This window comes from Streptomyces sp. NPDC034037, from assembly GCF_055575715.1.
The window spans coordinates 23,855-49,911 of sequence record NZ_JBVISC010000015.1 but is presented as its reverse complement, the minus strand read 5'-3'; the positions used below and the strand labels follow the sequence as shown (position 1 = coordinate 49,911).

At 70.9% G+C, this 26,057-nt stretch carries 36 protein-coding genes; 33 read left to right on the top strand and 3 right to left on the bottom strand.

Annotation, left to right across the window (positions count from 1 at the left end):
- Positions 1–258: 258 nt before the first annotated feature.
- The 14 genes from ACZ516_RS33510 (at position 259) to ACZ516_RS33445 (ending at position 12,724) form a co-directional block, all read left to right on the top strand.
- Positions 259–657 (top strand): hypothetical protein, encoded by a 399-nt coding sequence (locus ACZ516_RS33510; RefSeq protein ID WP_469013511.1) that lies wholly within the window; start codon positions 259–261, stop codon positions 655–657.
- Positions 658–1,002: 345 nt separating this feature from the next.
- The gene (locus ACZ516_RS33505; RefSeq protein WP_469013509.1) at positions 1,003–1,611 is read left to right on the top strand and encodes a hypothetical protein; all 609 of its coding nucleotides are present in this window, start codon (positions 1,003–1,005) and stop codon (positions 1,609–1,611) included.
- 418 nt (positions 1,612–2,029) lie between these two features.
- Entirely contained in the window at positions 2,030–2,212 is a 183-nt protein-coding gene (locus ACZ516_RS33500) for a hypothetical protein (RefSeq protein WP_361087357.1), read from the top strand.
- A gap of 156 nt (positions 2,213–2,368) precedes the next feature.
- Positions 2,369–2,668 carry a WhiB family transcriptional regulator gene (locus ACZ516_RS33495; protein WP_469013507.1) on the top strand — a complete coding sequence of 100 codons (300 nt, stop codon included), beginning with the start codon at positions 2,369–2,371 and terminating at the stop codon, positions 2,666–2,668.
- 111 nt (positions 2,669–2,779) lie between these two features.
- Positions 2,780–3,136 carry a hypothetical protein gene (locus ACZ516_RS33490; protein ID WP_469013505.1) on the top strand — a complete coding sequence of 119 codons (357 nt, stop codon included), beginning with the start codon at positions 2,780–2,782 and terminating at the stop codon, positions 3,134–3,136.
- A 239-nt stretch (positions 3,137–3,375) separates the two neighbouring features.
- On the top strand, positions 3,376–5,244 hold the full coding sequence (locus ACZ516_RS33485; protein WP_469013503.1) for a DUF2637 domain-containing protein: 1,869 nt from the start codon (positions 3,376–3,378) through the stop codon (positions 5,242–5,244).
- A gap of 137 nt (positions 5,245–5,381) precedes the next feature.
- Complete coding sequence (locus ACZ516_RS33480) at positions 5,382–5,933, top strand: hypothetical protein (protein WP_469013501.1); 552 nt, start codon at positions 5,382–5,384, stop codon at positions 5,931–5,933.
- On the top strand, positions 5,930–6,133 hold the full coding sequence (locus ACZ516_RS33475) for a hypothetical protein (RefSeq protein WP_469013499.1): 204 nt from the start codon (positions 5,930–5,932) through the stop codon (positions 6,131–6,133). The genes ACZ516_RS33480 and ACZ516_RS33475 overlap by 4 nt, the downstream gene beginning before the upstream one ends.
- Positions 6,134–6,256: 123 nt before the next feature.
- Positions 6,257–8,869, top strand: a complete 2,613-nt coding sequence (locus tag ACZ516_RS33470; protein ID WP_469013498.1) for a hypothetical protein — start codon at positions 6,257–6,259, stop codon at positions 8,867–8,869.
- An 11-nt stretch (positions 8,870–8,880) separates the two neighbouring features.
- On the top strand, positions 8,881–9,330 hold the full coding sequence (locus ACZ516_RS33465; RefSeq protein WP_469013495.1) for a conjugal transfer protein TraB: 450 nt from the start codon (positions 8,881–8,883) through the stop codon (positions 9,328–9,330).
- Between the two features lie 82 nt (positions 9,331–9,412).
- A complete protein-coding gene (locus ACZ516_RS33460) occupies positions 9,413–11,692 on the top strand; it encodes a hypothetical protein (RefSeq protein ID WP_469013494.1) in 2,280 nt (759 codons plus the stop codon).
- A 40-nt stretch (positions 11,693–11,732) separates the two neighbouring features.
- The gene (locus ACZ516_RS33455) at positions 11,733–11,921 is read left to right on the top strand and encodes a hypothetical protein (RefSeq protein WP_361087384.1); all 189 of its coding nucleotides are present in this window, start codon (positions 11,733–11,735) and stop codon (positions 11,919–11,921) included.
- 44 nt (positions 11,922–11,965) lie between these two features.
- Positions 11,966–12,157 (top strand): hypothetical protein, encoded by a 192-nt coding sequence (locus ACZ516_RS33450; RefSeq protein WP_469013491.1) that lies wholly within the window; start codon positions 11,966–11,968, stop codon positions 12,155–12,157.
- Between the two features lie 81 nt (positions 12,158–12,238).
- Positions 12,239–12,724, top strand: a complete 486-nt coding sequence (locus tag ACZ516_RS33445) for a hypothetical protein (protein WP_469013490.1) — start codon at positions 12,239–12,241, stop codon at positions 12,722–12,724.
- Positions 12,725–12,805: 81 nt separating this feature from the next.
- Here the strand turns inward: ACZ516_RS33445 and ACZ516_RS33440 are convergent, their stop codons facing one another.
- Entirely contained in the window at positions 12,806–13,024 is a 219-nt protein-coding gene (locus tag ACZ516_RS33440; RefSeq protein WP_217144802.1) for a hypothetical protein, read from the bottom strand.
- A 93-nt stretch (positions 13,025–13,117) separates the two neighbouring features.
- Here ACZ516_RS33440 and ACZ516_RS33435 point away from each other — a divergent pair, with 93 nt between their 5' ends.
- The 17 genes from ACZ516_RS33435 (at position 13,118) to ACZ516_RS33355 (ending at position 21,246) form a co-directional block, all read left to right on the top strand.
- Positions 13,118–13,888: a hypothetical protein gene (locus tag ACZ516_RS33435; RefSeq protein ID WP_469013487.1), complete on the top strand. Its 771-nt coding sequence runs from the start codon at positions 13,118–13,120 to the stop codon at positions 13,886–13,888.
- Positions 13,889–14,118: 230 nt separating this feature from the next.
- Entirely contained in the window at positions 14,119–14,583 is a 465-nt protein-coding gene (locus ACZ516_RS33430; RefSeq protein ID WP_469013486.1) for an RRQRL motif-containing zinc-binding protein, read from the top strand.
- A gap of 29 nt (positions 14,584–14,612) precedes the next feature.
- Positions 14,613–15,164: a hypothetical protein gene (locus ACZ516_RS33425; RefSeq protein WP_469013485.1), complete on the top strand. Its 552-nt coding sequence runs from the start codon at positions 14,613–14,615 to the stop codon at positions 15,162–15,164.
- Between the two features lie 135 nt (positions 15,165–15,299).
- The gene (locus ACZ516_RS33420; protein ID WP_469013483.1) at positions 15,300–15,806 is read left to right on the top strand and encodes a hypothetical protein; all 507 of its coding nucleotides are present in this window, start codon (positions 15,300–15,302) and stop codon (positions 15,804–15,806) included.
- Complete coding sequence (locus ACZ516_RS33415) at positions 15,803–16,150, top strand: hypothetical protein (RefSeq protein ID WP_469013481.1); 348 nt, start codon at positions 15,803–15,805, stop codon at positions 16,148–16,150. Before ACZ516_RS33420 ends, ACZ516_RS33415 begins: the two co-directional genes overlap by 4 nt.
- Before the next feature lies 1 nt (position 16,151).
- The gene (locus ACZ516_RS33410; RefSeq protein ID WP_469013478.1) at positions 16,152–16,319 is read left to right on the top strand and encodes a pRL2-8; all 168 of its coding nucleotides are present in this window, start codon (positions 16,152–16,154) and stop codon (positions 16,317–16,319) included.
- A gap of 94 nt (positions 16,320–16,413) precedes the next feature.
- Entirely contained in the window at positions 16,414–17,361 is a 948-nt protein-coding gene (locus tag ACZ516_RS33405; protein WP_469013476.1) for an AAA family ATPase, read from the top strand.
- Positions 17,358–17,624, top strand: coding sequence for a hypothetical protein (locus tag ACZ516_RS33400; protein WP_469013473.1), 267 nt, complete (start codon positions 17,358–17,360; stop codon positions 17,622–17,624). The genes ACZ516_RS33405 and ACZ516_RS33400 overlap by 4 nt, the downstream gene beginning before the upstream one ends.
- Positions 17,621–17,830 carry a hypothetical protein gene (locus tag ACZ516_RS33395; protein WP_469009701.1) on the top strand — a complete coding sequence of 70 codons (210 nt, stop codon included), beginning with the start codon at positions 17,621–17,623 and terminating at the stop codon, positions 17,828–17,830. Before ACZ516_RS33400 ends, ACZ516_RS33395 begins: the two co-directional genes overlap by 4 nt.
- 13 nt (positions 17,831–17,843) lie before the next feature.
- Positions 17,844–18,152 (top strand): hypothetical protein, encoded by a 309-nt coding sequence (locus ACZ516_RS33390; RefSeq protein WP_469013471.1) that lies wholly within the window; start codon positions 17,844–17,846, stop codon positions 18,150–18,152.
- A gap of 93 nt (positions 18,153–18,245) precedes the next feature.
- Positions 18,246–18,557 carry a hypothetical protein gene (locus ACZ516_RS33385; RefSeq protein ID WP_469013469.1) on the top strand — a complete coding sequence of 104 codons (312 nt, stop codon included), beginning with the start codon at positions 18,246–18,248 and terminating at the stop codon, positions 18,555–18,557.
- Positions 18,558–18,647: 90 nt separating this feature from the next.
- Positions 18,648–19,325 (top strand): GGDEF domain-containing protein, encoded by a 678-nt coding sequence (locus tag ACZ516_RS33380; protein ID WP_469013466.1) that lies wholly within the window; start codon positions 18,648–18,650, stop codon positions 19,323–19,325.
- Complete coding sequence (locus tag ACZ516_RS33375) at positions 19,322–19,531, top strand: hypothetical protein (RefSeq protein ID WP_469013464.1); 210 nt, start codon at positions 19,322–19,324, stop codon at positions 19,529–19,531. Before ACZ516_RS33380 ends, ACZ516_RS33375 begins: the two co-directional genes overlap by 4 nt.
- 321 nt (positions 19,532–19,852) lie before the next feature.
- Positions 19,853–20,017, top strand: a complete 165-nt coding sequence (locus tag ACZ516_RS33370; RefSeq protein ID WP_469013463.1) for a hypothetical protein — start codon at positions 19,853–19,855, stop codon at positions 20,015–20,017.
- Positions 20,017–20,193 (top strand): hypothetical protein, encoded by a 177-nt coding sequence (locus ACZ516_RS33365; protein WP_469013460.1) that lies wholly within the window; start codon positions 20,017–20,019, stop codon positions 20,191–20,193. Before ACZ516_RS33370 ends, ACZ516_RS33365 begins: the two co-directional genes overlap by 1 nt.
- 22 nt (positions 20,194–20,215) lie before the next feature.
- A complete protein-coding gene (locus tag ACZ516_RS33360) occupies positions 20,216–20,629 on the top strand; it encodes an NUDIX domain-containing protein (protein ID WP_469013459.1) in 414 nt (137 codons plus the stop codon).
- 101 nt (positions 20,630–20,730) lie between these two features.
- Positions 20,731–21,246 carry a hypothetical protein gene (locus ACZ516_RS33355; RefSeq protein ID WP_469013457.1) on the top strand — a complete coding sequence of 172 codons (516 nt, stop codon included), beginning with the start codon at positions 20,731–20,733 and terminating at the stop codon, positions 21,244–21,246.
- Positions 21,247–21,573: 327 nt separating this feature from the next.
- On the opposite strand, the gene ACZ516_RS33350 is transcribed toward ACZ516_RS33355, so the two are convergent.
- Entirely contained in the window at positions 21,574–22,143 is a 570-nt protein-coding gene (locus tag ACZ516_RS33350) for a hypothetical protein (RefSeq protein WP_469013454.1), read from the bottom strand.
- Positions 22,144–22,976: 833 nt separating this feature from the next.
- On the opposite strand from ACZ516_RS33350, the gene ACZ516_RS33345 reads away from it, so the two are divergent.
- Both ACZ516_RS33345 and ACZ516_RS33340 read left to right on the top strand, forming a co-directional pair.
- Positions 22,977–24,242 carry a ParA family protein gene (locus ACZ516_RS33345; RefSeq protein ID WP_469013452.1) on the top strand — a complete coding sequence of 422 codons (1,266 nt, stop codon included), beginning with the start codon at positions 22,977–22,979 and terminating at the stop codon, positions 24,240–24,242.
- Positions 24,239–25,309 (top strand): ParB/RepB/Spo0J family partition protein, encoded by a 1,071-nt coding sequence (locus tag ACZ516_RS33340; protein ID WP_469013450.1) that lies wholly within the window; start codon positions 24,239–24,241, stop codon positions 25,307–25,309. Before ACZ516_RS33345 ends, ACZ516_RS33340 begins: the two co-directional genes overlap by 4 nt.
- Positions 25,310–25,814: 505 nt before the next feature.
- On the opposite strand, the gene ACZ516_RS33335 is transcribed toward ACZ516_RS33340, so the two are convergent.
- Positions 25,815–26,039 carry a hypothetical protein gene (locus ACZ516_RS33335; RefSeq protein WP_469013447.1) on the bottom strand — a complete coding sequence of 75 codons (225 nt, stop codon included), beginning with the start codon at positions 26,037–26,039 and terminating at the stop codon, positions 25,815–25,817.
- Between the last annotated feature and the right edge of the window lie 18 nt (positions 26,040–26,057).

Sequence of the window (26,057 nt, the reverse complement as noted above, 5' to 3'; positions counted from 1 at the left end):
CCCTACCTCGTTAGCGATCCTACGGCTGCTTGCTATCGAGGGGCCGACAAGGGCGCCCTGGTATGCGGGGAAGTCGCCGGTAGAGCGTACCTCGCTAACGTACTTCTTGACATCGCTAACGAGCGCCGCTGTACTGAAGGAGAGCCAAACCTCGCTAACGAGGTGAGGGTGAGGGAGCCGAAGAGGCGCTGTTTCGCCCTGCCCACTCGTCGTCGGGACGCCTCCCGAGCTCAGCACATCCGAGAGGAGCACCACTCCATGAACGTCATCTCCCGCCCCGCCGTCAGCCTCGCTACCGAGGACTTCGACGTTGAAATCCAGGAGTTGCTGGCCGCGATCGAGGTGGAGCTGCCGGATTTCGGCGATGTCGACCTGGACGTCGCGTTTGGTACGCCGCTGGAGATGCACGAGTTCGTGACCCCGGGCGAGCTGGCCCGCTGGGACGCCGCTTCCGGCCTGGAGAAGGGCCGGAAGGCCGCGCAGGACAAGGTCGCTCACGACTTCGTGGCGCGCAGGGCGGCTGCCGAGGACATCCTCGCGACAGACCCCTCGATCACCGAGCTGGTCCGTGAGCGCCTGGTCGACGTGCTCCTCCCCTACGCCGCGCAGCTGCGCACCGCGCCGTCGGACGCGGCGCCTCTCCCGATCGCGGCCTGACCTTCGCACCTCCGCCGGGTCTTCGGACCCGGCTCCCCCACCCGGAACTGCCCCCGCGGGCGGCGCCGGATGAGGGAGCCGGACCCTCGGTCTCCTGTTCCAGCCGAACCATTGCAAGACCGCAGAAGTCGTCCGCCCTTCGGGGCGGCCGGGGTAGTCCTCGGGGTCACCCAGGACGCGAGAGCACCATCGAACTCCCCCGGAGCCTGACGGCACGACGACTGCGTGCACGTCGCAGCGCTGTGCGCTGTCTGTCCTGCGGGACGCCGGCTTCGCGCCGTGCGGCCTGGAGGGCGGAGAGAGCATCGCGACGCTCCCCTGCCACTCCGCCCCTGAGGAGTCCAGATGTCTGCTTCGACCGTTGAGCGCACCGCCCGGCCCCGCAAGAGCCGGACCCGCTCCCGCACCGTCAGCGGCCGCCCGGCGCTGGCCCTCTCCTCCCTCAAGGCCCACCAGTACGACCTGCGCCCCGCCTGCGTATCGCTGGTCTGCCCCGACTGCAAGACATGGGTGCCGATCACCGGCCTCGGGACCAAGACGACCAAGGTCGTGCCGCACGACACCGGCCTTGCGAACAAGGACGCGTCCGTCCGGTGCCGCCTGGGCAGCAACCGCCTGGTCACGGTCAACGTCACGGTGAAGAAGTGGCAGGAGCGCCTGGAGGACGGGCACGCGGAGACCGGCCACCGTCGCAAGACCACCGTGCAGCGGAAGCCGAAGGTCGCGGTCGCCCCGGCCGTCAGCCAGATCGCCGCGCAGAAGCAGGCGCCGGCGGATGACGAGCACGGTGACGGTCGACCGATGTGGCTGCTGCGCGAGATGAAGTGGGCGTCGACCGAGTCCGCGGTTCGCGACGCTGACACCCGCCGCGCGCAGCTGCCCGCCGGTGCTGCGCCGCTCGGTGCGCCGCCGGTGCCGCTCAAGAAGCTGACCCCCGGGCGCCACGCGAGCTGACTCGCTCTGGACGAACGACCAAGGCCCCGGCCGCCCCGCAGAGGGGAGGCCGGGGCCTTGGCTGCTCGTACAAGCAGTCAGCTCCCCAAATGGGGAGTGATCGCGACAGCCCTTGGGATTGCGGCCCGGGAGCTGTCCAGGACCTGACTGGAGGACCTGAGGCAGCACAGCATTACACGCACCACGGCGCAGCCGCGGGCCGGAGTCATCGACGACATCGAGCGCGAGGACGACTCCAAGGGCTACGAGCCCGAGGACGCCGCCCACGTCGATGTCGTCCTGGTCCTGGTGCCCAACCTCGCTCCGGTGCTGACCGGTTGGGAGGTGGCGGCATGACCGACGCCGAACGCGAGGTGCTCTCGCAGAAGAACAGGGAGCAGAACCAGCGCTCCGAGAACGAGCGGGCCGGGGACAACCGGTGAGCGCCCGACCCACCGACGACCTGTTCGTCCGCTACATGAAGGCGTTCGAAGACTCCACCACGCACACTGCCGACTGCCCGGCTTGCCAGGGCGAGACGCCGTGTGCGGCGGGCGTTCCGATCCACGAGCGGTTCGCCCGACTCCAGGACACCTACACCGCACGCCAGAAGCAGCGCTGACCCCGGCCCTGCCCGTCGTCCCCGCGCCTTCCCGGCCGGGGCCGGCGGAGAGCGCCGGGAGCTCCCCCGCTCCGGCCGTACGGCCGCCGACACAGAACAGCCCCAGGGTGGCCGCCCCGGGGCTATCTCCTGCACTGGACCTTCTGGGAGGCCCTGATGAACCGCTCCATCGTACGCACCCCGTACTACGGCGCCGTCTCCACCGCCGTCGCACCGGCCCGGCCCCGCCCGGCCTGCGCCGACGAGGACCCCGAGCTGTTCTTCCCGATCGGCGACACCGGCCCGGCCCTGCTCCAGGTCGAGGAGGCCAAGGCTGTCTGCCGTCGCTGCCCGCTGATGGAGAGCTGCCTCCAAGGCGCCCTGGAGCGGGGCGAGATCGCCGGTGTGTGGGGCGGGCTGTCCGAGCCCGAGCGCCGCGCCCTCAAGCGCCGCGCCGCTCGCAACCGAGCTGCCTGATCCGTTCTGACGGTTGCCTGATCCGCTCGCACCGACCGCTGCACCACGGCGGCCGGGACGGGCGGTGACGGGGAGCCGGACAGCCCGGACCGACAGTCGAGGGAGGGCCCCATGGCCACGACGATGACGCTCCAGCCCGGCACGGAAGCCGCCGCCAAGGCCGCCGCGTTCGCAATCTTCGGCAGCGACATCCCGCCGATCGACCCCGACGACTACGACGGCAGCTGGCGCACCACCCTCCACGTCATCGCGGAGGAGTGGGTGGGCGAAGGTCGTGTCGAGCGGCACGCCGCCCGCACCGCGACCGCGATCAACGACCTGCTGAACACCGAGAAGCTGTTCGGCGAGGGATCGCCCGAGGCGCGCACCGCCGGGACCGCGCTCAAGCCGCTGATCGACAAGTGCCGGATCTACGGCATCACCACCGACGACCTCCGGCGCCACGGCGCGCAGCTCCCCACGAGCTGACTTCGCGCCCGCCCGGCGGGAGCCGTTCCCAGTTTCGAGACCGCCCCGCGGCACTTCGCGAGTACGGCCGCCCGCCCCGCGGGCCGCCGGCCTTTTCGTGCGCGCGGAGCGGGTAGAGCCGGTGTCCGGTTCGCGAGCAACGATCCGCACCAAGAGCCGCTTCGGGAACGCCTCACCGCGTTTCGGGAGCAGCCCCCGCCGTTTCGCGCACGCCCGAACGACCCCTCTCGGAGGCCCCCATGACGATCACCGACTGGCCGCACACCGCGGCTGAACCCGACTCCGACTCGGCTTCACCGGCTGCCGTTTCGGGAACGTCCACGCCGGTTTCGCAGACGGCCGACGCCGTTTCGGATACGGCGCAGTTCGTTTCGGAGACGGAAAGCGGAACCGGAACGAAGCCCTCCCCGGGACGACTGACCGGAACCCAGAAGTGGGCGGCCGGTGCGATCGTGATCGCCGCGCTCGTGCTCGCGGGCATCGGCCTGTACCTCAGCTTCGAGCACGTCGCGATCTTCGCCCACGAGGAGCTCCGCTTCGGCTCGCTGGGCAAGGGCCAGCTCTTCGCGGTCGGCGTCGACGTCGGCATCATGGTCATGATCGCGGTCGACCTCCTGATGGCCTGGCTCAAGCGCCCCATCAGCTGGATCCGCTACCCGGTGTGGCTGCTGACCGCCGCGACCGTTGTCCTCAACGCCGCGTCCGGCGCCCCGGAGGGCGCCTGGAAGCTGATCGACTACGTCGCGGCCGGCGCCCATGGCGTCGTCCCGGTCCTCTTCATCACCGTCGTGGAACTGGGCCGTGACGCCATCGACCGCGTTGTCCGCCCTGACCAGGCCGAACGCGACTCGATCCCGCTGCTGCGGTGGATCCTCGCCCCGATCGCAACCGCCCGCATCTTCCGCCGGATGCGGCTGTGGGGCGTCACCTCCTATCCGGAGATGATCCGCCGCGACCAGGACCTCATCGCCTACGAGCAGTGGCTCAAGCGCAAGCACGACGGCGACATCTCCGAGGCCACCGAGGACGAGCTCCTGCCGATGAAGATGGCCCCGTACGGCTACACCGTCGCCCAGGCCCTGGCCATGCCCGATGTGCAGGAACAGGCAGCTCAGGAGCGTGAGGAGGAGGCGGAGCGCCGCCGCCTGGACGCGGAGACCCGCAGTGAGGTCGCCAAGGCGGAGTCCGAAGCCGAGCGGCTGCGGGCCAAGGGCAAGGTGGAGTTGGTCCAGGCGGAGGTCGACGGCCAGACCGGCCAGGCTCGCGCCCACGCCCGGGCCCAGGTCAGCGCCGCAGAGCGGGCCGCTGAGCTGGAGCAGAAGGCTCTCGACAACGCCGTGGTCGCCGAGGCCCGCGCCCGTGAGGCGCAGGCGGAGCGCCTGGAGGCGGAGGAGCGCAAGGGCAGGGCCGCCGCCGACCTGGCGAAGGCCGAACTCGAGCGCAAGGCCGCCGAGCAGCGCAGGACGGCGGCCGAGGCGGACAAGGTCGCGGCGGCGGAGGCCGGCGCGATCAAGACCGAGCGGATCGCCCAGGCCCGCAAGGCGACGGCCGCCGCCGACCTGGAGGCGGCCGAGCTGGAGCGCCAGGCGGCGCAGAAGCGGAAGGAAGCTGCGGAGGCCGACCGGGTCGCCGCGGCGGAGGCACAGGCCATCGAGACCCAGGCCATCGCCGAAGTCCGCAAGGCCGCTGCCGAAGCGGACCGCCGTGCTGCCGAAACGGAGAAGGCCGCCGCCGAAACGCGGCGCGCTGCTGCCGAAGCCGACCGCAAGAAGGCGGAGGAGGACCGCCGCCGGGAGGCTGCTCTCGCCGACGTCGCGCGCTCCCAGAAGGAAGCTGCCGAAGCTGAGCGGGCTGCTGCCGAAACGCGGCGGGCCGCTGCCGAAATCGAGCGGCGCGCGGTCGAAGCCGAGGACGCCGCGAAGCTCAAGCCGCGCGAGCGGGCGGTCCGCAAGGTCGCCCGGATGATCCTCGCCGTCGGCGGCGACGCCGACCGGCTGCCGCTCGCCGAAATCCAGCACGAGCTGGCGGTCACCTCGCCCGGCACCGCCTCCGAGTACCGCCAGGAGGCAGCCGAGCTGCTCGCCGGCGGATACCGCCCGGAGCAGTGACCTGCACGAACCGCAGTTTCGACGGTTCCACCGGCCCCCGAGACGAAGACAGCGCCTCGGGAGCGCGGTGAAGGCGCCGAAACGCCACGACAAAGCCTCCCAGATCGCCCCCGCCCCGAGAAGGAGATCCCCACCTCATGGATATCAACGCACTGTTCACGGATGAGGGCCTGCGGGCCTTCACCGCCACCGTCCGCGACCAGCACATTCGCGATGCCCAGCAGTACGGGCAGATCGCCGACATCATGCGCCGGCGCCTGGAGCAGACGCCGATCGAGGGCGACCGCTGGATGGCCAAGAAGCTCCGCGCCTGGAAGGTGTCGCGGCAGCTCAGGGCCATGCAGAAGGCGTCCGGCGAGGCCGCGAGCAAGGCCGAGGCCCTGTACGCGACCTACGTCAACGCGGTCCTGGAGCTCCCGCAGCGTAGGGCGGTCGCGGAGGCCAAGAAGCTGGAGCGCAAGAACGACCGCCAGGCCGCCGTCGGCGCGGCCGTCGCGAGCTCGCTGAACAAGACGGTGACCGCGCTCAACACCCCTCACGAGCAGGTGCCGGGCGCGGCCGGGCAGGCGAGGCTGACGGAGTTCGTGGCCCCGGACAACCCCTGGCAGCAGTGGCCGATGGCGGCCGGTGGTGAGCAGGCTCCGACCCGCTCGATCAACGACTACTTCGCGAAGGGAGAGCAGGGGTGACGACACCTCGGCAGACGCAAAACCGTGCGAAGTACTGGAACGGGCGGGTCGCGGCGGCGGAGACCGAGAAGGAGCGGGCCGGGGTCTGGTTCGACGCGTGCCGGACCCTGGCCCGCCAGGCGGAACGCAACGGCACGCCGAACCTGTGGCCCGCGCTCACCAAGGCGCTGCACGACTTCTACAAGAACAACGGAGGGTGACGAAGTTCTTCTTCATCACCGCCTCCTCCTCGCCGCCCGGAGCACCCCAAGGAGCGCGCGTGTCGTGCGCGCGCGAGGGTGCCCCAGGCGGTGACCGTCTGTCAACTCCGAGAGGGAGACGTCATGGCCGACGACGACGGCCCCAACAACTTGATCCACTTCCCCCGTGTGGGCTACACCGCCCCCGCCGAACCCCCGGCGGAAACCCCCGCTCCGGCCCCCGCCGACGTGCCGTTCGCCGCACCCGCAGACGCCTCCCCGGCCACCCCCGAAGCGTTTGCACCCGCGACGCGAACCGACCCGATGGGCGTCATCGCGGCCATCCCCGAGCCCGGTCACCGTGCCCCGTTCTCCACCGACTCGGGGGCCGCCACGACCCCCGAGTCGACGGACGCGATGGTTCCGGCGACCTTCCGTTCGGAGGGCGCGCAGCCCGCCGCACCGCGCCTGGGATCGCTGTCCCTGGCGGCGATCCTCGCCGTGTCCCTGGCCGCCATGCGCGGCATCCACTCCGCCGTCGCGGCGGGCCGGGCCAACCGGGAGCAGCGCGAGGCGGTCGCGAAGACCGCGAGCACCGCCAAGGACGGCTCCTCCGGGGGCGGTTCGAAGAAGCAGGTGCAGCCCAGTCACGAGTACGGCCGCAAGACCCTCCAGCGCGGCGCTGGCGGCCCGGGAGGCCGCTGGGGCGGCTTCGGTCAGGGCAGGTCCGGACGTGGCGGCAGCGGCTCGTTCAGCGGCTCGGGAGGCCGGGGGCGCGGCGGGTCGACGACCAAGTCGCCCAGCGGCTCCGGCGGCGGTTCCGGTGGTGGGCGCGGACGCGGTCCGGGCTCCGGCTCGGGCGGCGCCGGAGGCCGCACCAACTCGCCCAAGAACGGTTCCGGGATCACCCCGCTCAAACGCACCTCGCAGGGCGGCGGCGTGAATCTCAAGAAGAACCGCGGCCCCGGATCGTCCGGCGGATCGGGCAGTTCGGGAGGCGGCGGCAGCAAGGGCCCGAGCAACAGCGGCGGCGGAGGCGGCAGGAAGAACCGCGGCCCCGGAAGCGGCGGCGGGTCCGGATCCTCCGGCGGCGGCTCCACCACGAACCGCAAGCGGGGTCCCGGCAGCACCGGCGCCGGGGCCGGCGGTTCATCCGGCGGTCCGGGCAAGAAGCGCGGACCGGGCTCCGGGACGGGCACCGGCAAGACGACGGGCCCCGGCACCAAGAGCCCCGGCACCAGCAAGGGTTCGGGCGGGAAGACGACGCCCGGCACGACCAGCTCGAAGGGCCCCGGCACGGGTAAGGGAACAGGGACCGGCGGGACGAAGAAGTCGCCGCGCGGTACGACCGGCCCGTCCGGGATCCTGCGCAAGAAGCCCGGCACCACCACCTCCGGCACCGGCCCCAAGACGAAGCCGAAGGGCAAGGGCAGCACCGGCGCGGGCACCACGGCGCCCGGCAGCAAACGCGGCGACGGGAAGAAGGGCAAGACCCGCTCCGGCAAGGGCGGAACGATCCCCTCCCCGGTGCCCACAGCGCCGGGCGGGAAGTCCCGCAAGGGCAAGAAAGTCAAGCTCACGCCGGGGATCGCGCACGGCACCATGGCGGCGTCGGACACGTACGGCTGCCGTTGCCGCAAGTGCCGGCGGTTCGACCGCGAGTACGGCAAGAAGATGGACGCGGCGAGGAAGTCTGCCGCGCGCGGCCGGACCACCTTCGGCGAGGCCGTGCAGGAGACCGCTGAGAAGCGGTTCAAGCGCCGCCGCAAGAAGATGGGCCCGCCGGTCGTCACGAAGGTCAAGGTCAAGAAGCCGAAGAAGAAGACCGGCCCGAAGACCAAGACCACCAAGCCCGGCAGCGCCACGCCCGCCGGTCCCGCCGCGAAGGCACCGACCGGTCCGGCCGCGAAGGCACCGACCCGCCGCACGCCCTGGTCCACGGCCAAGGCACGGGCCCGCAAGCGCGCCCGGATGCGCACCACCACGGTCCCCGGGCCCCGCCCGGCACCGGCGGCCGGCACGACCGCACCGCCCCCGCCGCCGGGCCCGCCGCCCGGTCCTCCGGCAGCTGCCCCGGCCCCGGCCGCCGCAGTCGCCGGGGCCGCCACCGCCCCGGCCCCACTGGGCGGCGGCACGGTGCCCGGCACCGGCACGCCGCGCCTGTCGCCGTTCGAGGCGATGGGCATGGCGACGGCGGTGTCCGCTCCGGCTGGTCCGATCACGGTCGAACGGGCCGACTCTCCCGGGAGCGGCCCGGCGACGTCCGGCGCGGGTCTTCCCGCCGGCACCTCGAGCACGAGCACGAAGGAGAACAGCGTGAGTGACGCCTGGCTGACGAAGTGGGGCAGCGGCAGCGTCGCGGACATGGACGCCCAGCACGAGACCGAGGTCACCCTCGACGACACGCTCGACGTCCTCGAGGAGCTCACCGCGCAGTCGTTCAAGGCGCACGAGACCTGCCGCAAGCTCTCCGTCAAGGCGCGGGGGGTTCGGTACGAGCTGGACGAACTCGCCGCCGACCTGCGCTCCAGGCACAACGTCATCGGGCGCCTGACCGGCGCCGCGATGGCGAAGCTGGCGGAGTCCATGGAGCTCCTGGCCCGCAAGGCCGACGAGATGGCCGTGAAGTCGCTGACGGCGGCGGAGCTCTCCGAGAGCGCGGAGAACGCGATGTTCGACGCCTACCGGCCCCTCCAGCAGGCCACCGAGGACGCGGGCCTGGCCGTGCCCGCCGCCCGCGTACACAACGAGAACTGAGAGGAGATCACGTGAGCGACAACCTCCCCGCCATCCCGGGCATGAACAACGGCGTCGCCAGCACCGGCGGCGGCGCCAGCAACGGCAACGGCTTCCTCGCCCTGGCCGGCCGGACCGCCAAGCTCGCCGCCTCCGCCCTCCTCCTCAAGGAGGGCATGCACCTGCTCCGCTCCCACATGCAGGCCAACGCGAATGCGGCCATGCGCCTGTCGGAGATGTGCGGCCAGGCCGAAGTCGAGCCCCAGTTCACCTCGATGATCGAGGACACCTCCACCGCCCTCACCGGGGTCGCGGAGGCGTCCGGGGAGATGGTGAACGCCGCCGACTCCGTCGACACCAACGCCCGCGGCTTCAACAACGCGCACGAGCGGGAGTACCGCCCCGGCTACGAAGCCTCCAACGGCTCCGGAGTCCGGCAGGCCAAGCCCGGCTTCTACCGGCGCTCCGGCCGCCGCCGCTGACCCACCCCACCCCCACCGCAACAGGGACCGCGACCACACCGGGCGCGGCCCCTGCTGCCCCTGCCCTCGAACGGAGGCTGTGTTGAGCACCATCGACCAGGCGGCGCCGACCGCCGACACCACCAAGAGCGTCCCGAGCCACGTCATCTACCGGCGCGTCCTGGCCGAACGCACCTCCTACGCCCTCGCCGCCGCCGGAATGGCCGTCGGCCCCCAGCTGGACGACAGCGCCTGGTCCTACCTCGCCTCCGGCGGCATCGGACTGGGCACCCTCGCCTGGCTGTACGCGAAGACCAAGGACCCCGACCAGGGCCTGGGCATGCTGACCCGGGCGCAGCGGGCCATCCCGTTCCTGACGGCCGCCGGCACCTACGTGGCGAACCTGATCACCCCCGGCTTCAACTGGTGGGAGGTCGTCGCCCCCGCCGCGTGGGCGTCCCTGATGGGATGGATGGCGCCGCTCACCCACAGCGCCGGCCTGGTCCTGGAGCTCACCGAGCACCAGGCGCAGGCCGGCCCCGCCCGGGAGCTGACGTACACCGAGTTCCTCGCCGCGAAGTGGGCGCAGGCCACCGGCGACGGAACCCGCCTGGTGTCCATCGCGCCGTTCCGCGCGGACCGGCCCGACTTCGAGGCCGTCGTCGTCGCCCAGGCCGGGAAGGCGGTGCCCACCTTCACCGAGGTGCAGCTGGCCGCCGCGTTCGACTTCCCGGTCGGCACCGTCAAGATCCGCCCGGTGCAGGGCTCCGGGCCCGGCCGGATGCGGCTGGTCGCCCGCCCCACCTCCGAGGATGTTGAGGCTGTAGCCGAAGGTATCCGGGGCCTGTGGGACAGCGCGGTCTCCGCCCCGGGCAAGGCCGCCCCCGGCGTCGACCTGGTCAACTACCGGGCCGAACCGCACCGCATCGTGCTCCATGTCGCCGCCCCGCCCGGAAAGGAGATCCACCTGCCGCACCGGGCGATCTGCTCCGCGTTCGGCATCGACGACCCCTCCCGGCTGGTCATCGAGACCGACGGCATCCGACAGGGCGTCGTCTCCATCTACAAGACGAACCCGCTGATGAAGGTCCGCAAGGCCACCGTCGCAGACCTGACGATGGACTCCAAGGGCCGTATCACCATCGGCGTCTGCCACGACGGCAAGCCCGCCCGGATGCGGCTGTGGGACCCCGAACTGGGCGCACTGCGCGGCATCACCGCCGGCGTCACCGGCGCGGGCAAGTCCGTCCTGCAGAACCTGATCCTCGCCTCGGAGAAGCGCTCCGGCGTCGTCTCCTGGGTCGGCGACGTCCAGGGCGGCATGTCGCTGCCCGAGGCGGAAGGCCGGGTCGACTGGTTCGCCAAGGGCCCGGTGGAAACGCTGCTGATGCTCACGGCCGCGCACGCGGTCATGAAGTACCGCGAGCGGATCTCCAACGAGATGGGCCGCGGCGACTTCGCCCTGAACCGGCCGTGGCCGCTCATCAACATCACGCTGGACGAGATCAACCGGCTGCTGTCCCACCCGGACGAAGCGATGCGCAAGGCCACCGCCTACCTCATCGCCGACATCCAGAAGACCGGCCGCAAGGTCGGCATCGGCATCCGGCTCGCCGTGCAGTCCCTGCACCTCAAGGACCTCGGTGATGACGACGCGATCCGCCAGCAGGGCAAGGTCGGCGCGCTGTTCCTCATGCGCACCGCCTCCTCCTCCACCAAGGAGATGGGCCTGGACGGCATCGCCCCGACCGGCTTCCAGATGGAGAACATCCCCGCCCGGATCTACGAGGACGGGCAGATCGAAGCCCTGTTCTCCGGCAAGGACGACGAGGACGGCGAGTCCACCGCGGGCATGGCGTACATGTTCCTCGACGGGCGCGCCAAGTTCATGCGCACCTTCTTCGCGAAGAAGGTCGACGGCGTCTACCCCGACCTGATCGCCCTGTACGGCGACGAACCGGCGAACGGACTGACCGAGGGCGAGGCCAAGGCCGCGCAGGCCGGGGCCGCGATCTACGGCGTACGGCACACCAACCCGTACGCCGACTGCGAGACCCTCGACCAGGCGTTCTCCGACGCACCCGGCAGCAAGCCCACGGCCGGCCCCCCGGCCGCCGACGCCGACGCCGATGAGGCACCCGCCCCGTTCGACGCGCCGTTCGGCATCCCGTTCGGGGACAGCGGTCCCGACCTCGGTGAGGAGCCCGGCCTCCAGGACCAGATCCTCGAACTGCTCGCCGACGGGCCCCAGCAGCTCAAGGACCTGCGCGCCGCGCTGCCCGGCTTCCAGCCCTCCAGCGTCAGCAACGCCTGCACCCAGCTCAAGGCGAAGGGCCTGGCCATCTCGCGCAAGCGCGGCTACTGGCAGCTCGCCGACAGCTGACCCCCACCCACCGCCCACTCACCGAAGGAAACCGATACCCGTGGCCCTGTCGATCTCCCTGGTCCTGCTCCTCGGCATCATCGTCTTCATCCTCGTGCGCACCGGCTACCAGCGGATCATGCCGGGCATCGCCGTCGCCCTGTTCGGCTTCTTCCTCGCCAGCACCGGCATCGCCCCCACGATCAACAGCGCCGTCTCCTCCCTCACCGGATGGATCAGCAGCTTCTGACCAGCCCCGCCCGACCCCGCCGAAACGAGAAGGAGAACACGACGATGAACCGACCCCTGGTGCTCCTGGTCGACGACGCCGCCGACGTCCTGGCGGCCAGCCCCGAGGCCCGCGCGCTCGTCAACGAGCTGCTGCGCACCGGCCGCCGCAACGGCCTGGTGGTCCGCTCCGAGGGCCGCCGGCCGCTGCAGTACCCGACGCCGGACGCGCTCGAGGACGCCGCCGCCCAGCAGTAGCCCGCACCACCCCCCGCCCCCGCGCCCTCCCCGCCACCACGGCGGGGAGGGCGCCCTCGCACCTGCTGAACGGAGCCCACCGTGGACTTCAACCACGTCACCCGCCCACTGTCCGACTCCGAAGCCAAGACCGAAGCCGAGCGGATCATCGCCGAAGCGATGCGTCCCGAGCGGCAGTTCCCGACGTCGTTCCGCGACGAATCCAAGGTCCCGGCCTACGGCGACACCCCGCCCGTCCATCAGGACGACAAGCGGATCGTCCCGGCCTGGGCGGCCGGGATCGCGGTCGCCTCCATTGGCGTCGGCGCCGGCATCACCGGAGTCGGCTGCGGCGCCTGGCTCGTGCTCCAGGGCCTGGCCTCCGTGACGCTCTACAGCGTCCTCATGGTCACCCTGCCGTTCGCGGGCGTCGCCATGGTCGCCACCGCGATCGGCGGCGCGATCAACAAGGCCCGCAGCGCCGTCACGAACAACGTGTACGAGGGCCCCGTCGTGCAGAACACGCAGATCAACAACACCAGCAACCAGCGCGGAATGTTCTCCCGCACCCGCAACGACGTCCGCTGAGTCCGGGCGCCCTGCCTCGTATCCGACACCTCGCCCACGGGCCGGGGCTCGGGTGCGGGACAGGCCGTCCGGCCTCACGGATCAGTCGTAGTCGATCCAGATCCGGCCGTGGTCATCGACCTCGGCACCCCGGATCTGCCCGTCGACGATCGCCCCGTTGATCGTCACCTCGACGTCGTAGTCCACGTCGATCCACAGCACACCGTCGTCGTCGGTGAACGCGGGCCAGATCTGCCCGTCCGTGTCCACGACCTCTTCGAAGACGACCTCTTCCGGCTCATCACGGGTGAACCACCCCATCGCAGCCGCCCCCTTCCTCTTCGGTCCCGTCGCTCACAGCTTGGCCCACTCGCACGCTCCGTGAACCCCGCATCGACAACAAGGAGTTGCCCCGTGCAGTCCAACGACAACACCCCCCGCACCGACCGCCAGGAGCTCACCTACCTCCCCGTGCCCTTCCCGACGGCACCGCCCAAGGAGCCGCGGTTCGCCGCGCTGCGCACCTGGTGGCAGGAGGCGTGGGAGGAAGACGGCGTCCTGCACGCCATGTGGGAGGACGTCCTCAGCGCCCCCGAGGACGGCTTCCGGTACATGGCCCCCTGGCTCCGGGCCGTCCTGATGGTCGCCGGAGTGTCCTTCGTCGTACTGATGGCCAAGGCCGCCGGCGAAGTCGTCCTCCAGGGGTTGCACACGCTGCTCACCGCCGTGCCCAAGGTGCAGGTCGGCGTCGACACCTCCAGCGGCGTGTTCGCCGTCGTCGACCAGCCGGTGCGCACGTACATCGCGCAGCACTCCGCCGGCCTCGCCGTCGAAGGCTCCACCGTCTACACGCTGTGGCTGCTCACCGGCATTGTCGGCCTGGTCCTCGGCTACCTCTCCCGGAACAACGGAGTGCGCGCGATGTGGACCGTGTGGGGCGCGGCCACCGTGTTCATGGTCTGGACGACCACCCCGGAGGCCGGCTGCACCGTCGCGGCCGGGCTTGCCGTCCTCGCCTGGACGTTCCTGTCCGCGTTCGCGATGCGCGGCCTGACCCTGCGCCGCCGCGTCGTCGCCGGACGCCCGGCGAAGGTCACCGTCAAGCCCGAGATCCACGTCCCTGTCCAGCCCCCGGCCCCGGCCGCCGAACAGCACCCGCACAGCGGCTGCCCGTTCCGGGACTGATCTCCGGTCGCTCCGCCTGGTCCTCGCCCACCCGCTCCTGGGTGGGCGAGGGCTGGACAGGCCGACCGGCCATCTCGCGTCCCGCCGACAGCACGATGTCGGCGGGGCGCGGCGCTTGCTGTCCACCGACACCAGGAGGAACCGCTCGTGCTCATTCCCCGCCCGCGCCGCCGGATCGGCCGGCCCCGCCCGCAGCGCCCCGCCCGGCTCCCCGGTACCTGGAGCCGGTGATGCCCCGCCCTCGGAAGAAGGGCCGGCGCCGCGAGGTCAAGAAGGTGCCGCGCAGCACCGCGACGCTGGAGGAGTTCGACCGGCGCTCCTGTCCCGAGGGCCTGGTCACCAGACGCCAGCTGCGCGAGCGGGGCCTGAGCCCCGGCGGGCACGGCCCGGTCGCGGTTCTGCGCTGCAAATACTGCGCGTACCGGCCCGACCAGTCGTGCAATCACCCGACCAGGGGCTGGCTGTACCGGCTGGACCTCGCCCGGCTGAAACGCGTGCCGACGATGGCGCAGGAATGGGCGCTGGACCGGGCGATGGCTGCGAGGTCCACGTGCCCGCAGTGCCGGCGTCGGTACTACTTCTGCCTTCCGCTGCGCACCCAGGGCTGCTGCGACCCCTGCGCCCGGGGCTACGAGCCCAGCCCCGACACCTACTTCGCTTCCACGGCCCCGGTGACACACCGGCTGGCCGCCTGATCAACGACCCTCCCGAAGGAGAAGTCACCATGCTCAGCAGCCTGTTCGCCCGCCGCCCCGACGCGCAGGACCCGGCCCTGTGGACGCCGCCGGGAACCATCGTCGTCCAGCGCTACCGCAACACCCTCGGGCCGCTGGAGGGCGCGATCGTCCTCGTCTACACCTCCGCCAGCGACCGCAGCTCCTCCTACGCTGCCGCGTGCCTGGGCTGCACCTACCGCGCGGCCCGCAACGACCGCCGTGTCCGGCTGACGGAGCCGGAGGCCGCCGACCTCGCCAACGTGCACGCCGCCCACTGCCGCGCGATCAACCGAGGCGTCCCGGCGATCCCCGACGACACGGACGCCGCGCAAATCGTGCGCAGCCGCCTGCAGAGCAAGCGCCCGCACGGCACCTCGCCGCACCCCGTGCACCTGACCGACTTCCTCGAGGACCGCGTCGACCTCCAGCGTGACGACGACTTCGTCAAGCAGGCGATGTTCGACCTCGTGCGGACCGAGGGCCACTTCCTCCAGGCCGCGCCCGCGTACAGCGGCACCGGCACCCGGTTCCTGGTCCAGCCGCACCCGCCCCGGAAGTAACCGCCACACCGCACAGACCATCGCCCCGGCCGAACCGGCCGGGGCGACAGCGCCTCCGCGGGGCGACCGCAGCATCGGCAAGAGGCCGGCCGCCCCGCTCCCCGTCACCCGAATCGAGATCAGGAGAACTGCAGCATGCATCGTCCCGCCGCCTTCGCCGCCCTGCTCGGACTGACCCGCGCCGCCAGCGCGGTCGGCGACTTCTGGGTCCAGAACGACTTCTGCGCCCGCGTGAAGGGCGCCTCCGACGACGCCCCGGTCACCTACGAGGACCCGGCCACCAAGGAGAAGACCACCCACGGCAGCGCCGACGGCCGCAAGGCGTGCCTGCACCACTGCCTCACCTACACGGCCACGCAGGCGATCGTCGCCGGACTCGGGGCCCGCGCGCTGGGCATCCGGGTCCACCCCGGCGCAGCCGCGGCCGCGCTCGCCCTGTCGTTCGGCACGCACTACATCGCGGACCGCCGAGTGCCGGGCCACGGAGTTCTGGAGAAGCTCGCCGACAAGACCGGCAAGACCAACTTCTACAAGCTGGCCGACTTCGGCATGAACGGCGCCTTCCACCTCGACAACTCCTGGCACCACGGCTGGGAGACCGTCGCCGCGCTCATCGCCACGACCAAGGCCACCACCCGGTGAACGGCCGACCCCGTACGCGACTGGAACGCGTCCGCGCCTCGGTCGGGATCGCCTCGCTGGCTCTCCAGCAGATCGAGGACGACCTCAGCGCCGACGACGTCGACCAGGAGGAGCTCGCCGCGATCCTGCGCGAGCTCATCGAGGACACCGACCCGCCCGGCGGCTTCATCGCCACCGTCGCGCAGCTGCTCACCGCCGCCGCGCGCCGTGCCGAGCAGATCGAGCCCGACCGTGACGGCGACGCCTCCTGCCCGCTGCATGAAGCCGCCGCCCTGATCACGGACCACGCCGGGATGCGCCTGATCTGGGCTGCCCGCGCCCTTCACCCGCAGGGAGACAACTGAGATGGCGAGCAAGAAGGCGACGAACCCGCCCCGGGGGCAGTGCACGCAGTGCTGGTTCCACGCGTACGCCAGCCGTCAGGCGCACGCCGGGCTCGCTCCGCGTGAGGACTGCCCGCAGTGCGTGGACCACATGAAGAACGGCCACCCCGCCCACATGATCGTCCGCTGACGGCGCTGCGCGAAGCCGCCGTTCTGCTCACCGACAACGCCGGGCAGCGCCTCATCCGGGCTGCCCGGCACCCCTCATCCGCAAGGAGATCCGTATGACCGCGCCGTACTACCCGCAGATGCCCGAGAACAGCCTGGTCGTCCTCATCGGCCCCTCCGGAGCCGGGAAGACCACCATCGCGAACACCTGGCCCGCCTCGCAGGTCCTGTCCCTGGACGCACTGCGCGAGACGGTCAGCGACGACGCGGGCGACCAGGACGCGACCGGCGACGCGGTCGCTGCCCTGCACCTGCTCCTGGAGGCGAGGATGCGCCGACGGCTGTTCACGGTCATCGACGCCACCAACGTCACCCGCGCTTCCAGGGAACCACTGATCGCCGCCGCCAAGCGGCACGACATGTTGCCCATCGCGCTCATGGTCCCCAGGCCCGGCACGGTGTGTGTGAACCGGCAGGGCGCGCGGCCGGCCAACCGCCGCGTGCCGGAAGAGGTCGTCATCCGGCAACGCCAGGACATGGTCGACTCGCAGCGGCGTGGCCTCAAGTCGGAAGGCTTCATCGAGGTCGCCTACTCCGAGAGCCTCTACCAGCTGCTGCCGTTCCTGGAGCGGCTCAGTGAGACCCGGCAGGCCGACCTCGGGCTGGACGACGTGACGGCCTCGGTGATCTGCTGCTCCCCCGCCGGATGTTCGGCCCGGAGATCCTGCCGCTGTGGCGGTGGAAGCCCGGCTCAAACGTCGCCGGGGCGACCGCGTCGCGGAGATCCGCCTCGGTCAGCAGTACCTCACCCTCGCCCTGCGCACCGACGTGAACGGCGAGGGCGACATCGGGTTCGACGTCGCGGTGCCGTGCCCGCACGACGACGAATGCACCGGCCACGCCTGGGCGCCCGCCTACAGCGTCACCTGCCTCGCCGGGCGCTCAACGGCGACCTGGACGACGACGAGGACATCGTCTGCACCGTCCACGGAGCCAACGACGGCGACGACCAGGAGGACTGCGCCGACCTCGAAGCGCAGGCCCTGGAAGCGATCAGCGGATGACGACCACGACCCCCGCGTGCGGCTGCGACCAGGCCGTTTTCCGATGCGGCCGGTGCGGCACCGAGCACACCGCCACCACCGAGACCGACTACCTCAAGGCCGTCGGCGTCCACGGTGACGCCCACGCGGTGTGGAACCGCCTCAACCCGATCGAACGCGACGGCCTCGCCTCGATCCTGCGCACCATCCTGTCCGCGCCGGAGCTCACCGCGGAGCTCCTGGCGCTCGCCGACCGGCAGCCGACCGAAGGCGAGAGCAGGTGAGCCGCGCCACCGACGGACTGCACCCGCACCCGCTCACCCCGGCCGACCTCCCACCCAGTGAGGACTGGTCCCTCGGCTGCCCCGAGTGCCACCTGCCCATCCAGGGCGGGGGCGCCGGCCTCACCGCGCACCGCCGCACCGTCCACAACCCCCGCCGTGACTACGGCGACCGCCGCACCCCCATCACCATCCGGCTCGACTTCTGACAAAGAGGCCCCCATGGCCGTCCAGACCGCTCAGGCCGACACCTTCACCGCGCTCGACACCTGCTTCACCGCGGAGCTCGCCGCCCTCATCGGCAGCGAACCGCCGCGCGGCCTCACCCCGACCCGGTTCATCGACCTGGTCGAAGAGGTCCGCGACGTCCTCGCCGACTCCAGCCTCGGCAACTTCCAGGACGCCAGCGACGACCTGGACTCCGCCGCCACCTACCTCACCGACGCACTGACCGAGCCCGGCGCCGACCAGCCCGCGCTCCTGGCCCGCGCGCGGACCCACCTGCGCGACGCCATCGAGACGGCCAGCTGACCCCTGCCTGAGTTGAGCGCACTCTGTGCCGCCCCGGACCCCGCACCCGCCGGGGCCGGGGCGGTCGCAGTGGCCCCTCAACACAGAGAGGAGATGGACGTCATGCCGCTGCCCTACTTCGAGGTGGACGTCCCAATACGCAACACCCAGACGCCCGGCCTCAAAGGCGTGCACGTCTTCACCGGCTGGGCAGACAGCGGCGGCGCCGCCGTCAAGGCCGCGCACGAGGTCTACGACGCGGCGCGCGCCGCCGCCGAAGCCGGACGCGAGATTCCCCACGCAGGTCCGGACGGCTGGTGCGCCTGCGGATACCGGCCCGGCTGGGAGCTCGACTGGCCCGCCGCGACGGCCGGCCCCTGGAGGAGCCCGTACAGCTGGCTCAACTCCAAGCCCTTCGAGATGTAGCTCTGCCCCGGGACGGCCGCCATCGGCCTGGTAACCACGTCGACCGCCCCGGGCCCCCAACCCGTACGAGACGAGAGGGAGATCCTCAGTATGGACTCCGTCCTGCACGCTTCGGGCCGGATCGGCCCGCGCACCCTCCTGATCACCACCGCCGCCGTGCCACTGACCGGCTGGGCGGTGCACGCCGTCGCGCTGCACAAGCGGCTCGCGGCGACGAAGCGCGACCCGCTGACGGGCCTGCTGCGCCGCGACGCCTACACCGCCCGCGCCCGCCAGCTCCTGGCCCGCCACGGCGACAAGGTGACCGTGGTCATGGTCGACGCCGACCACTTCAAGCAGATCAATGACGGCATGGGACACGCGGCCGGGGACACGGTCCTCGCCGCGATCGGCGCCCGGCTCACCGCATGGGCGGGCCCGCGCGCGTCCGTCGGCAGGCTCGGGGGCGATGAGTTCGCCGTGGTCCTGGAGCTGCCCTCCGACCGCCGCACGCACCGCCTGGAGCAACTGGTCCGGATGCTGCACACCCCGGTCACCCTGGACGACGGCCGCACCGTCGACGTCGCCGCCTCGGTCGGCGCCGCGGCCCCGGCCTCGATCGGCTCCCGCGACCTGACCGCCTTGCAGAGGGCCGCAGATGCCGCCCTCTACGACGGCAAGCACTCCGGCCGCGCGGCTTTCGCGACGGTGCAGCACGTCACCGTGCCGTCCATCAACGGCCGCCGGGCCGGCCGTCCGGGCACCAGCGTGTGGGGGCGGGCCGCATGAGCACCGCGACCAGGCCCGAGGGCGATCACGCGCTCGCCTACCCCGAGCCGCCGGCCTCTCCGTTCTGGCATCGCCACTGCGCCGCGAAGGCCCGGCCGCTCACGCCCGCGGAGCAGAAGCGCAACTGCGAGCTCCTGGTGCTCGCGCAGCGCACCACCCGACCCCGCTCCCCTCGCACCACCGAGACCCTGGCGGAGGCACGCTGATGGACACCAAACACTGCGCCGTTGACGGCTGGGTCGACGCCATCCCCGCCCCCGGCCGCCGCTCGGGCACGGCCACCTTCGACCTGATCGTCCGGCCCGTCGACATCGACACCGTCGCCGACGACGCGCCCGACACGGTCGTCTCCTGCATCAGCGGAGACCCCCCGGATCACCCACGCGCTGCTGACCGGCATACAGCCCGGCGACCTGCTGCGGGTCACCGGCACCCTGGTCCAGCCGCAGGCGCTCGGTGAGGACGCCCACCTCACCGTCGACGCCCTGGAGGTCCTGGACACCGCGCTCATCCCTGTCCTGAGCGACATGGTCCTCGACCGGTACGCCGACTACGTCGTCGTCTTCGACGGAGAGCGCGACCAGGTCCCCGTCTTCACCGCGAGCGGCCGGTGGGTCGGCCTGGCCGACAACCCCGACGCCATCGCCACCCTCATCGACATCGACGAGCGCGTGAACGGCGGTGACGCCTGATGGCCATCGTCGCGCCCTCCCGCACCGTCCTGGAGCGCTTCCCCGCCGGCCACCCCCGAGGCTCCTGGCCCGCCGATGAATACGCCGCCGCCCAGCGCGCTCAGGGCCTCGACGCACACGTCGTGATGGACCTGCGCACCGACCAGTTCCTCGTGGTCACCGACACCACCCGCTGATCCACTTCACCGAGAGGTACACATGACCGAGACCGAGACCACCCGCTACACCGCCGACGTGGTCGTCCTGACTCCCGACGGCCACGTCCTGCTGATCGAGCGCGACGGGGAGCCGTTCGAAGGCGACTGGGCTCTGCCGGGTGGCCATCAGGACGAGGGGGAGGCCAGCCGCATGGCGGCCGCCCGGGAACTCCTCGAGGAGACCGGGGTCCGCGTCGACCCCCACCAGCTGCACGCGATCGGCACCTGGGACCAGCCGGGCCGCGACCCGCGCGGCAGGTACAGCACCGACGCCTACCTCGCCGTCGTCCCCGCCGGCACCCGGATTGTCGCCGGCACCGACGCCCGCACCGCCCGCTGGTGGCCCCTGGACGCGCTGCCGGAACGACTCGCGTTCGACCACGCCGACATCCTCCGCGCGGCCACGGCCTCCTGAGACACCGCCACGCAACACCAAGCGCCGCGCCCCGACCGGAAGGCCGGGGCGCGGCGCTCCCTTGTTCTCTCCCCTCACCAGCACACCAGAGGAGCCTCCGCATGTTAGCCACCCTGATCACCGCCGCCCTCGCGATCGTTGCCACCCTGCTGGGCGCGATCGTCAACGGCCGCTTCCAGGAGCGCGCCGCCGAACGGCAGGTGCGCGTCAGCCACGGCGAGGCGATCCGCCGCGACCGCCTGGAAGCCGTCACCGCGCTGGCCTGCGCCGCCAGCGACCACCGCACGGCGATGTGGAGGCGCGGCGACGCCGTCCTCAAGGGCGCCGGCCCTGAGCGGATCGAAGCCCTGCGCGGCGAGAGCCACATGACCCGTAGTGCGATCACCCGCCCACTGGTCGCGCTCCGCGTCCTCTTCGAGGACCAGGCCGTGCGCACCGCCGCCGACCGCATGATCACGCTCACCTACGCGATCCGGGATGCGGACGCCACCACCGAAGACCTGACCGCCGCCCGCCAGGCCGCGAAGGTCGCCCACGACGACTTCGTCAACGCCGCCGCCCACTACCTGCGCCCGGCGAGCACCCACCCCACCTTCGAACAGGAGCCCCCCCGATGAAGCGTCTCTCCTTCCGCCGCTGCGGGACCGCGCCCGGCGCCATCTCCCCCGAGGACCAGGTCGTCGTCGACCAGGTCCGCGCGATGCTTACCGCTGTCCGCAACCCGCAACCCGCAGCCCTGGACGCCCGGCAGCGCCCAGGACATCGCCGAGCGCGTGACCAACCCAGTCTTGTGCGAAATCGAAACCTGACAGACCGAAGGCCCGGCTTCCTCGCAGATCCACTGCGGGGGCCGGGCCTTCTTGCGTTTCAGGTGATTGCCGGTGCCGGGTGACCTCGAAACCCGTGAGATTCGAGGTCACTCCGCACGCGGATAGCGGGACTCCTCAATCCTTACACCCGTCGATGTCGTCGTCACACCCGTCCACATCGCCGGGTGCGACCGTGTGGAGACGCCATGCGATGAGTCCTGTGCCGTGGTGGTCGGGGTCGAGGTGGGCTGTGAAGGGTTTCCCTGCAGGGAGGTTGAACTGGTCCGCCTGGCGGTCCCCGCAGCCCAGCCCGTATGCCTGCTCCTCTTCTCCCCGGGACAGGGTCAGGGTGAGCTCCTCGACCTTGTCGGTGTCGCAGGTGATGTCGAGCCGGTACGGCTTCTCACCGCTTGCCGGGAAGGATTTGTCGAGCCCGGATCCGACGTGTGCAGTGCCGGAGTCGACGACCTCCGGGTGTGTGCCGTCGTCGGCAGCGGCGTCCAGCGCGCGCTCCGCACGCTGCAACGCGTCGTCCGGCTCCCAGGAACGAGTGGTCCGGGAGGACGCGGACGGCTTCGACGGAGCGCCGGTGTTTGCCGACGGTCTGTTCCCGCTGTCCCCGTCCCCGCTTCGCCCCTCTGCACAGCCGGACATCAAGACGACTAGAGCGGCTACGAACAGAGGAAGTGCATGACGTATCCGCATGAAACGATCCTATCCGGGAGGAACGAGCTGGTATTCGCGCCCCAGTGCGTCGGCCTGGGTGTTGCCGTAGATGGATACCTCGCCGTCGGACCAGCGCACGAAGACGCGCTTCCTGGAGATCGCCTGCGACGGGTTCACACCGGAGGGTCTCCGGCGGCCCGTTCCTCCGCAACTTCGACGGCAAGCGGGAGACGTCATCGGCGTCATCCCGGCGGCTACGTCTCCTGCTCCTCGTAATTCGACGCCGATGTCGTACGGCCTTACAACCCAGGCCGTGAACGACTCCACGCCGGACAAACCCTCCACGCCACTGCCGCGCCCACCGGCCGGTTTCATACCTCGTCACAGAAGACGAAGGACGGCGACTTGGTCGAGGGCGGCGGCCTCCATGGCGAGCAGCAGCTCCTGGCCCCCAACGTCCTGTAGAAGGAGTGCGGCCGAACCTGCTCGACATTGCCCCCAGGCCCCGCGCCGGGCGCCCGCGTCCCGGGGACGCCGCGGCGCGACTCCCCCTGCACGCGCCGCCGTTCATCGCCGGGTCCAGGCGGGCCTCCGCTGCCGACTATGTCGCTCCCCTGAAGGAGCTCCACGCTCGCGCACCAAGCTCAGTCCGATGACAAGAAGCCGTCAGGACCCACTTGAGGTGCAGAACCACCGCTCCCCTCTGCTATTACGACGTAATAGCAGAGGGGAGGTCGGCGCACAGGCTCCGGAGTCCGTGCACCCATTACGACGTAATAGCCGGCACTGCGGTGCGTCCACTGCGGTCACCGGCTCGGGCTAACTACCGTGTCAGTGCAGATGATGATCTACGGCGTTAGTAAGGTGTCCCCATGAGTACGCCAGCCACCTCCAGCGACCGCGAGAAGGTCGTCTCCAAACTGCCGGGATGGCTCCGGCAGTCCCTCAAAATCAGAGCAGCACAGCATCGCGTTGAGATCCAAGTCGCTGTGGAACAGGGCATCCAAGCCTGGACCCGCCTCGCCTCCAGCCCGCCATCCATCGACACCGCCGGCGCTGACTCCTTCTCAACCTTCCTCCCGGAAGGCCAGTGGGACACGTTCCGAGCGACTGCCGCCGAGCGCGGTGTCTCACTCATCCAGGGCCTGGCGCAGTCCGTGCAGCTATGGCTCGACGCCAATCCCGCACCGCATGTTGAACGGCCCGCCATCACCCGGCGCTTCATCGTCTGCAACCAGAAGGGCGGAGTAGGTAAGACGGCGATCACGGCCGGCATCGGCGAGGCCCTCGCCGAAGACTCCAACACGCTCTACCCCGTACGCGTCGCCAAGCAGCTCACCAAGGCCCTCCGCGCCCGCGATGGTGAAAACCCCGACCAGGGCCCCGCCGAAGACCCCCTGGAAGTCGAGAACCTCCCGGGACTCGGACTGCGCGTCCTCCTCGTCGACTTCGACCCTCAAAGTCACCTCACCAACCAGCTCGGCGCCACTCCCCTGCCCATGAACGGTGACAGCCTCACGAACCACATGGCCGGAGACCCCAAGGGCGACCTGCGGGACCTCATCGTGCCCATTGAGGACGAGTCGTTCGACGGACGCCTGCACCTCTTGCCGGCTTGCACCGACGCCTTCCTCCTCGATGTACGGCTGTCCGCGGTACGCGCCCGCGAAGCCGCTCTGGAACGGGCTCTGGCCCCGCTCGAGAATGACTACGACGTCATCCTGGTCGACTGTCCCCCCAGCCTTGGCCTGAGCATGGACGCTGCCGCCTACTACGGACGCCGACGCGACGGAGAAAGGCCCGGCCGGTCCGGCGTTCTCATCGTCGTCCAAGCAGAAGACAGCTCCGCAGACGCCTACGGTCTGCTGACCGCCCAGATCGATGACCTGAGCAATGACCTCGCTCTGGACATCGACTACCTCGGCATCGCTGTCAATCTCTACGACGGACGCCGCGGATACATCGCCACCTCCTCCCTCCAGGGATGGGTCGACATCAAGGACCCGCGGGTCGTCGGACTCATCGGAGATCTGAAGGAACAGAAGGAAGCAGTACGGATGAAGCGCCCCCTGCTCACCTACGCACCCAAGTCGCAGCAGGCCGTCGGCATGCGCGCCCTGGCCCGGGAGATCGCATGAGCAAGGCGGACCAGCTCGGCGCCGGGCGCTTCGGGAGCGCTGCCGGAATCAGCAGCCGCCGGGCAGCGATCGGCGCCGCTACCGGCGTGCCGACCGAGGGAGTCGCACCGCCGACCAAGCTTCCCGTCGCCCGCATCAGCGTGAACCCCGACAACCCACGGACCGCTCTCGGTGACCTGACAGACCTCGGCGGAAGCCTGAAAGAACACGGGCAGAAGCAGGCCATCACGGTCATGAACCGTGACGCCTATGTGAAAGCCAACCCTGAGCGCGAACACGAGCTGGAACCCGACACCACTCACGTCGTGGTCGACGGCAGCAGCCGGCTGGCGGCCGCCAGGGAAGCCGGACTCACGCACCTGAAGGTCATGGTCGATGACGAGCAAGGCGCCGACGGGGACGAGATCCTCGAGTCGGCACTCGTCGCAAACGTCCACCGCCGGGACCTCGAACCGCTCGACGAAGCACGCGTCCTGCAGAGGCTGCTCACCATCCATGGCACACAGACCGCGCTGGCCAAGCGTCTGCACAAATCACAGGGCTGGGTCTCGCAGCGCCTCGCGTTGCTCAATCTCACGCCTGAGCTCAAAGAACGTATCGGCCAGGAGCCCGTCGATCTGCTGCGTGCCGTGGGCAACAAGCCGGCCGAACAACAAGAAGCAGCGCTGGAGGAGCTGAAGCAGCAGCAGTCGCTCCAGCAGCAGGAAAGAGCAGCACGGCGACGGAGGAAGAAGACCCGAGGGCCGAGCTCTGACAAGGCGGCAGACACAGCGACGAGCCCGGGATCCGGCGGTCATTACGACGTAATAGGGGAGTCGGGCCAGAGGGCGGCCCCTGAACCGGTCAGGAGCACCACCCCTGCAGAGTCGGTGCCCGAGCCCCGCACAGGCAGCGCACCGGAGGCGGGAGCGGACGACGACTCCGCGCCACGGCGGCTTCCGTATCACGATGGCCCCTTCGTCGCCCGGCACCTGATCCACAAGATGTCCGACAGCGAGCTGGATAAGATGCTGCTCGTGTTGAACGAGCACCAGCAGCAACGGAAGGCCTCAGCCGGCACCGCATAACGCTCAGACGATCATGGTCCGTTTTGCCTCCCGCTGGGGAAACGGACCATGACCATGTCGCCTCCTCCTGTTTGTCACCCAGACAGCCACAGACAGAGATGGGCGCCATTACGACGTAATAGCGGCGCGCGGCTCAGGAACGCGAGCCAGAGGGCCGGCAGAGGTGCGGGGCCGGGCACGCCCGCTCTGGCGAACAGGGTGAGCGTTGTTCTGGACGGCCCCGAGCGCACCGCGTGCCGACCCGCTGCCAGCCAGAGAGCGCGGGCGGCGCAGGGGGCCATCCCCGGGTCGAGGCGGAGATCGGCGGCTACGCCCGCCCGCATCGCTGAATGTTCTTTTGGCTGCCGGCCCTGGCGCCGAGCGGTTGTGACGCTGCATGTGTCTGGGCCACCCGGGACGTGTCCTGGACTTCCAGGAGCAGATGGCGACGTTCGGCTGCGGACATGCTCCTATCACGGCGGGACAGGAGCGTGTCTACTCACAGAGCGCAGCATGGCCGTAGGCCTCAGAGATCCGCTGCGTCTTCGTCGAGTGGTTCCGGCTCGCGGGTGTACGCGAGGTCCAGGACGTAGCGTTCGTGTGCGGGGCACTGGGTGAGGTAGCTGCGAGTCTGTTCGAGCGTCCAGTCCTCGATGCCCTGCTCGAGGTAGCTGTCGTAGTAGTCGGCTGCGGCTTGCCGGCTGCTCCACCAGGCGTGGCCTTCGTAGACGCCGGGGCGGGGCAGGGGCATCTCGCCGGCGGGGCCCGA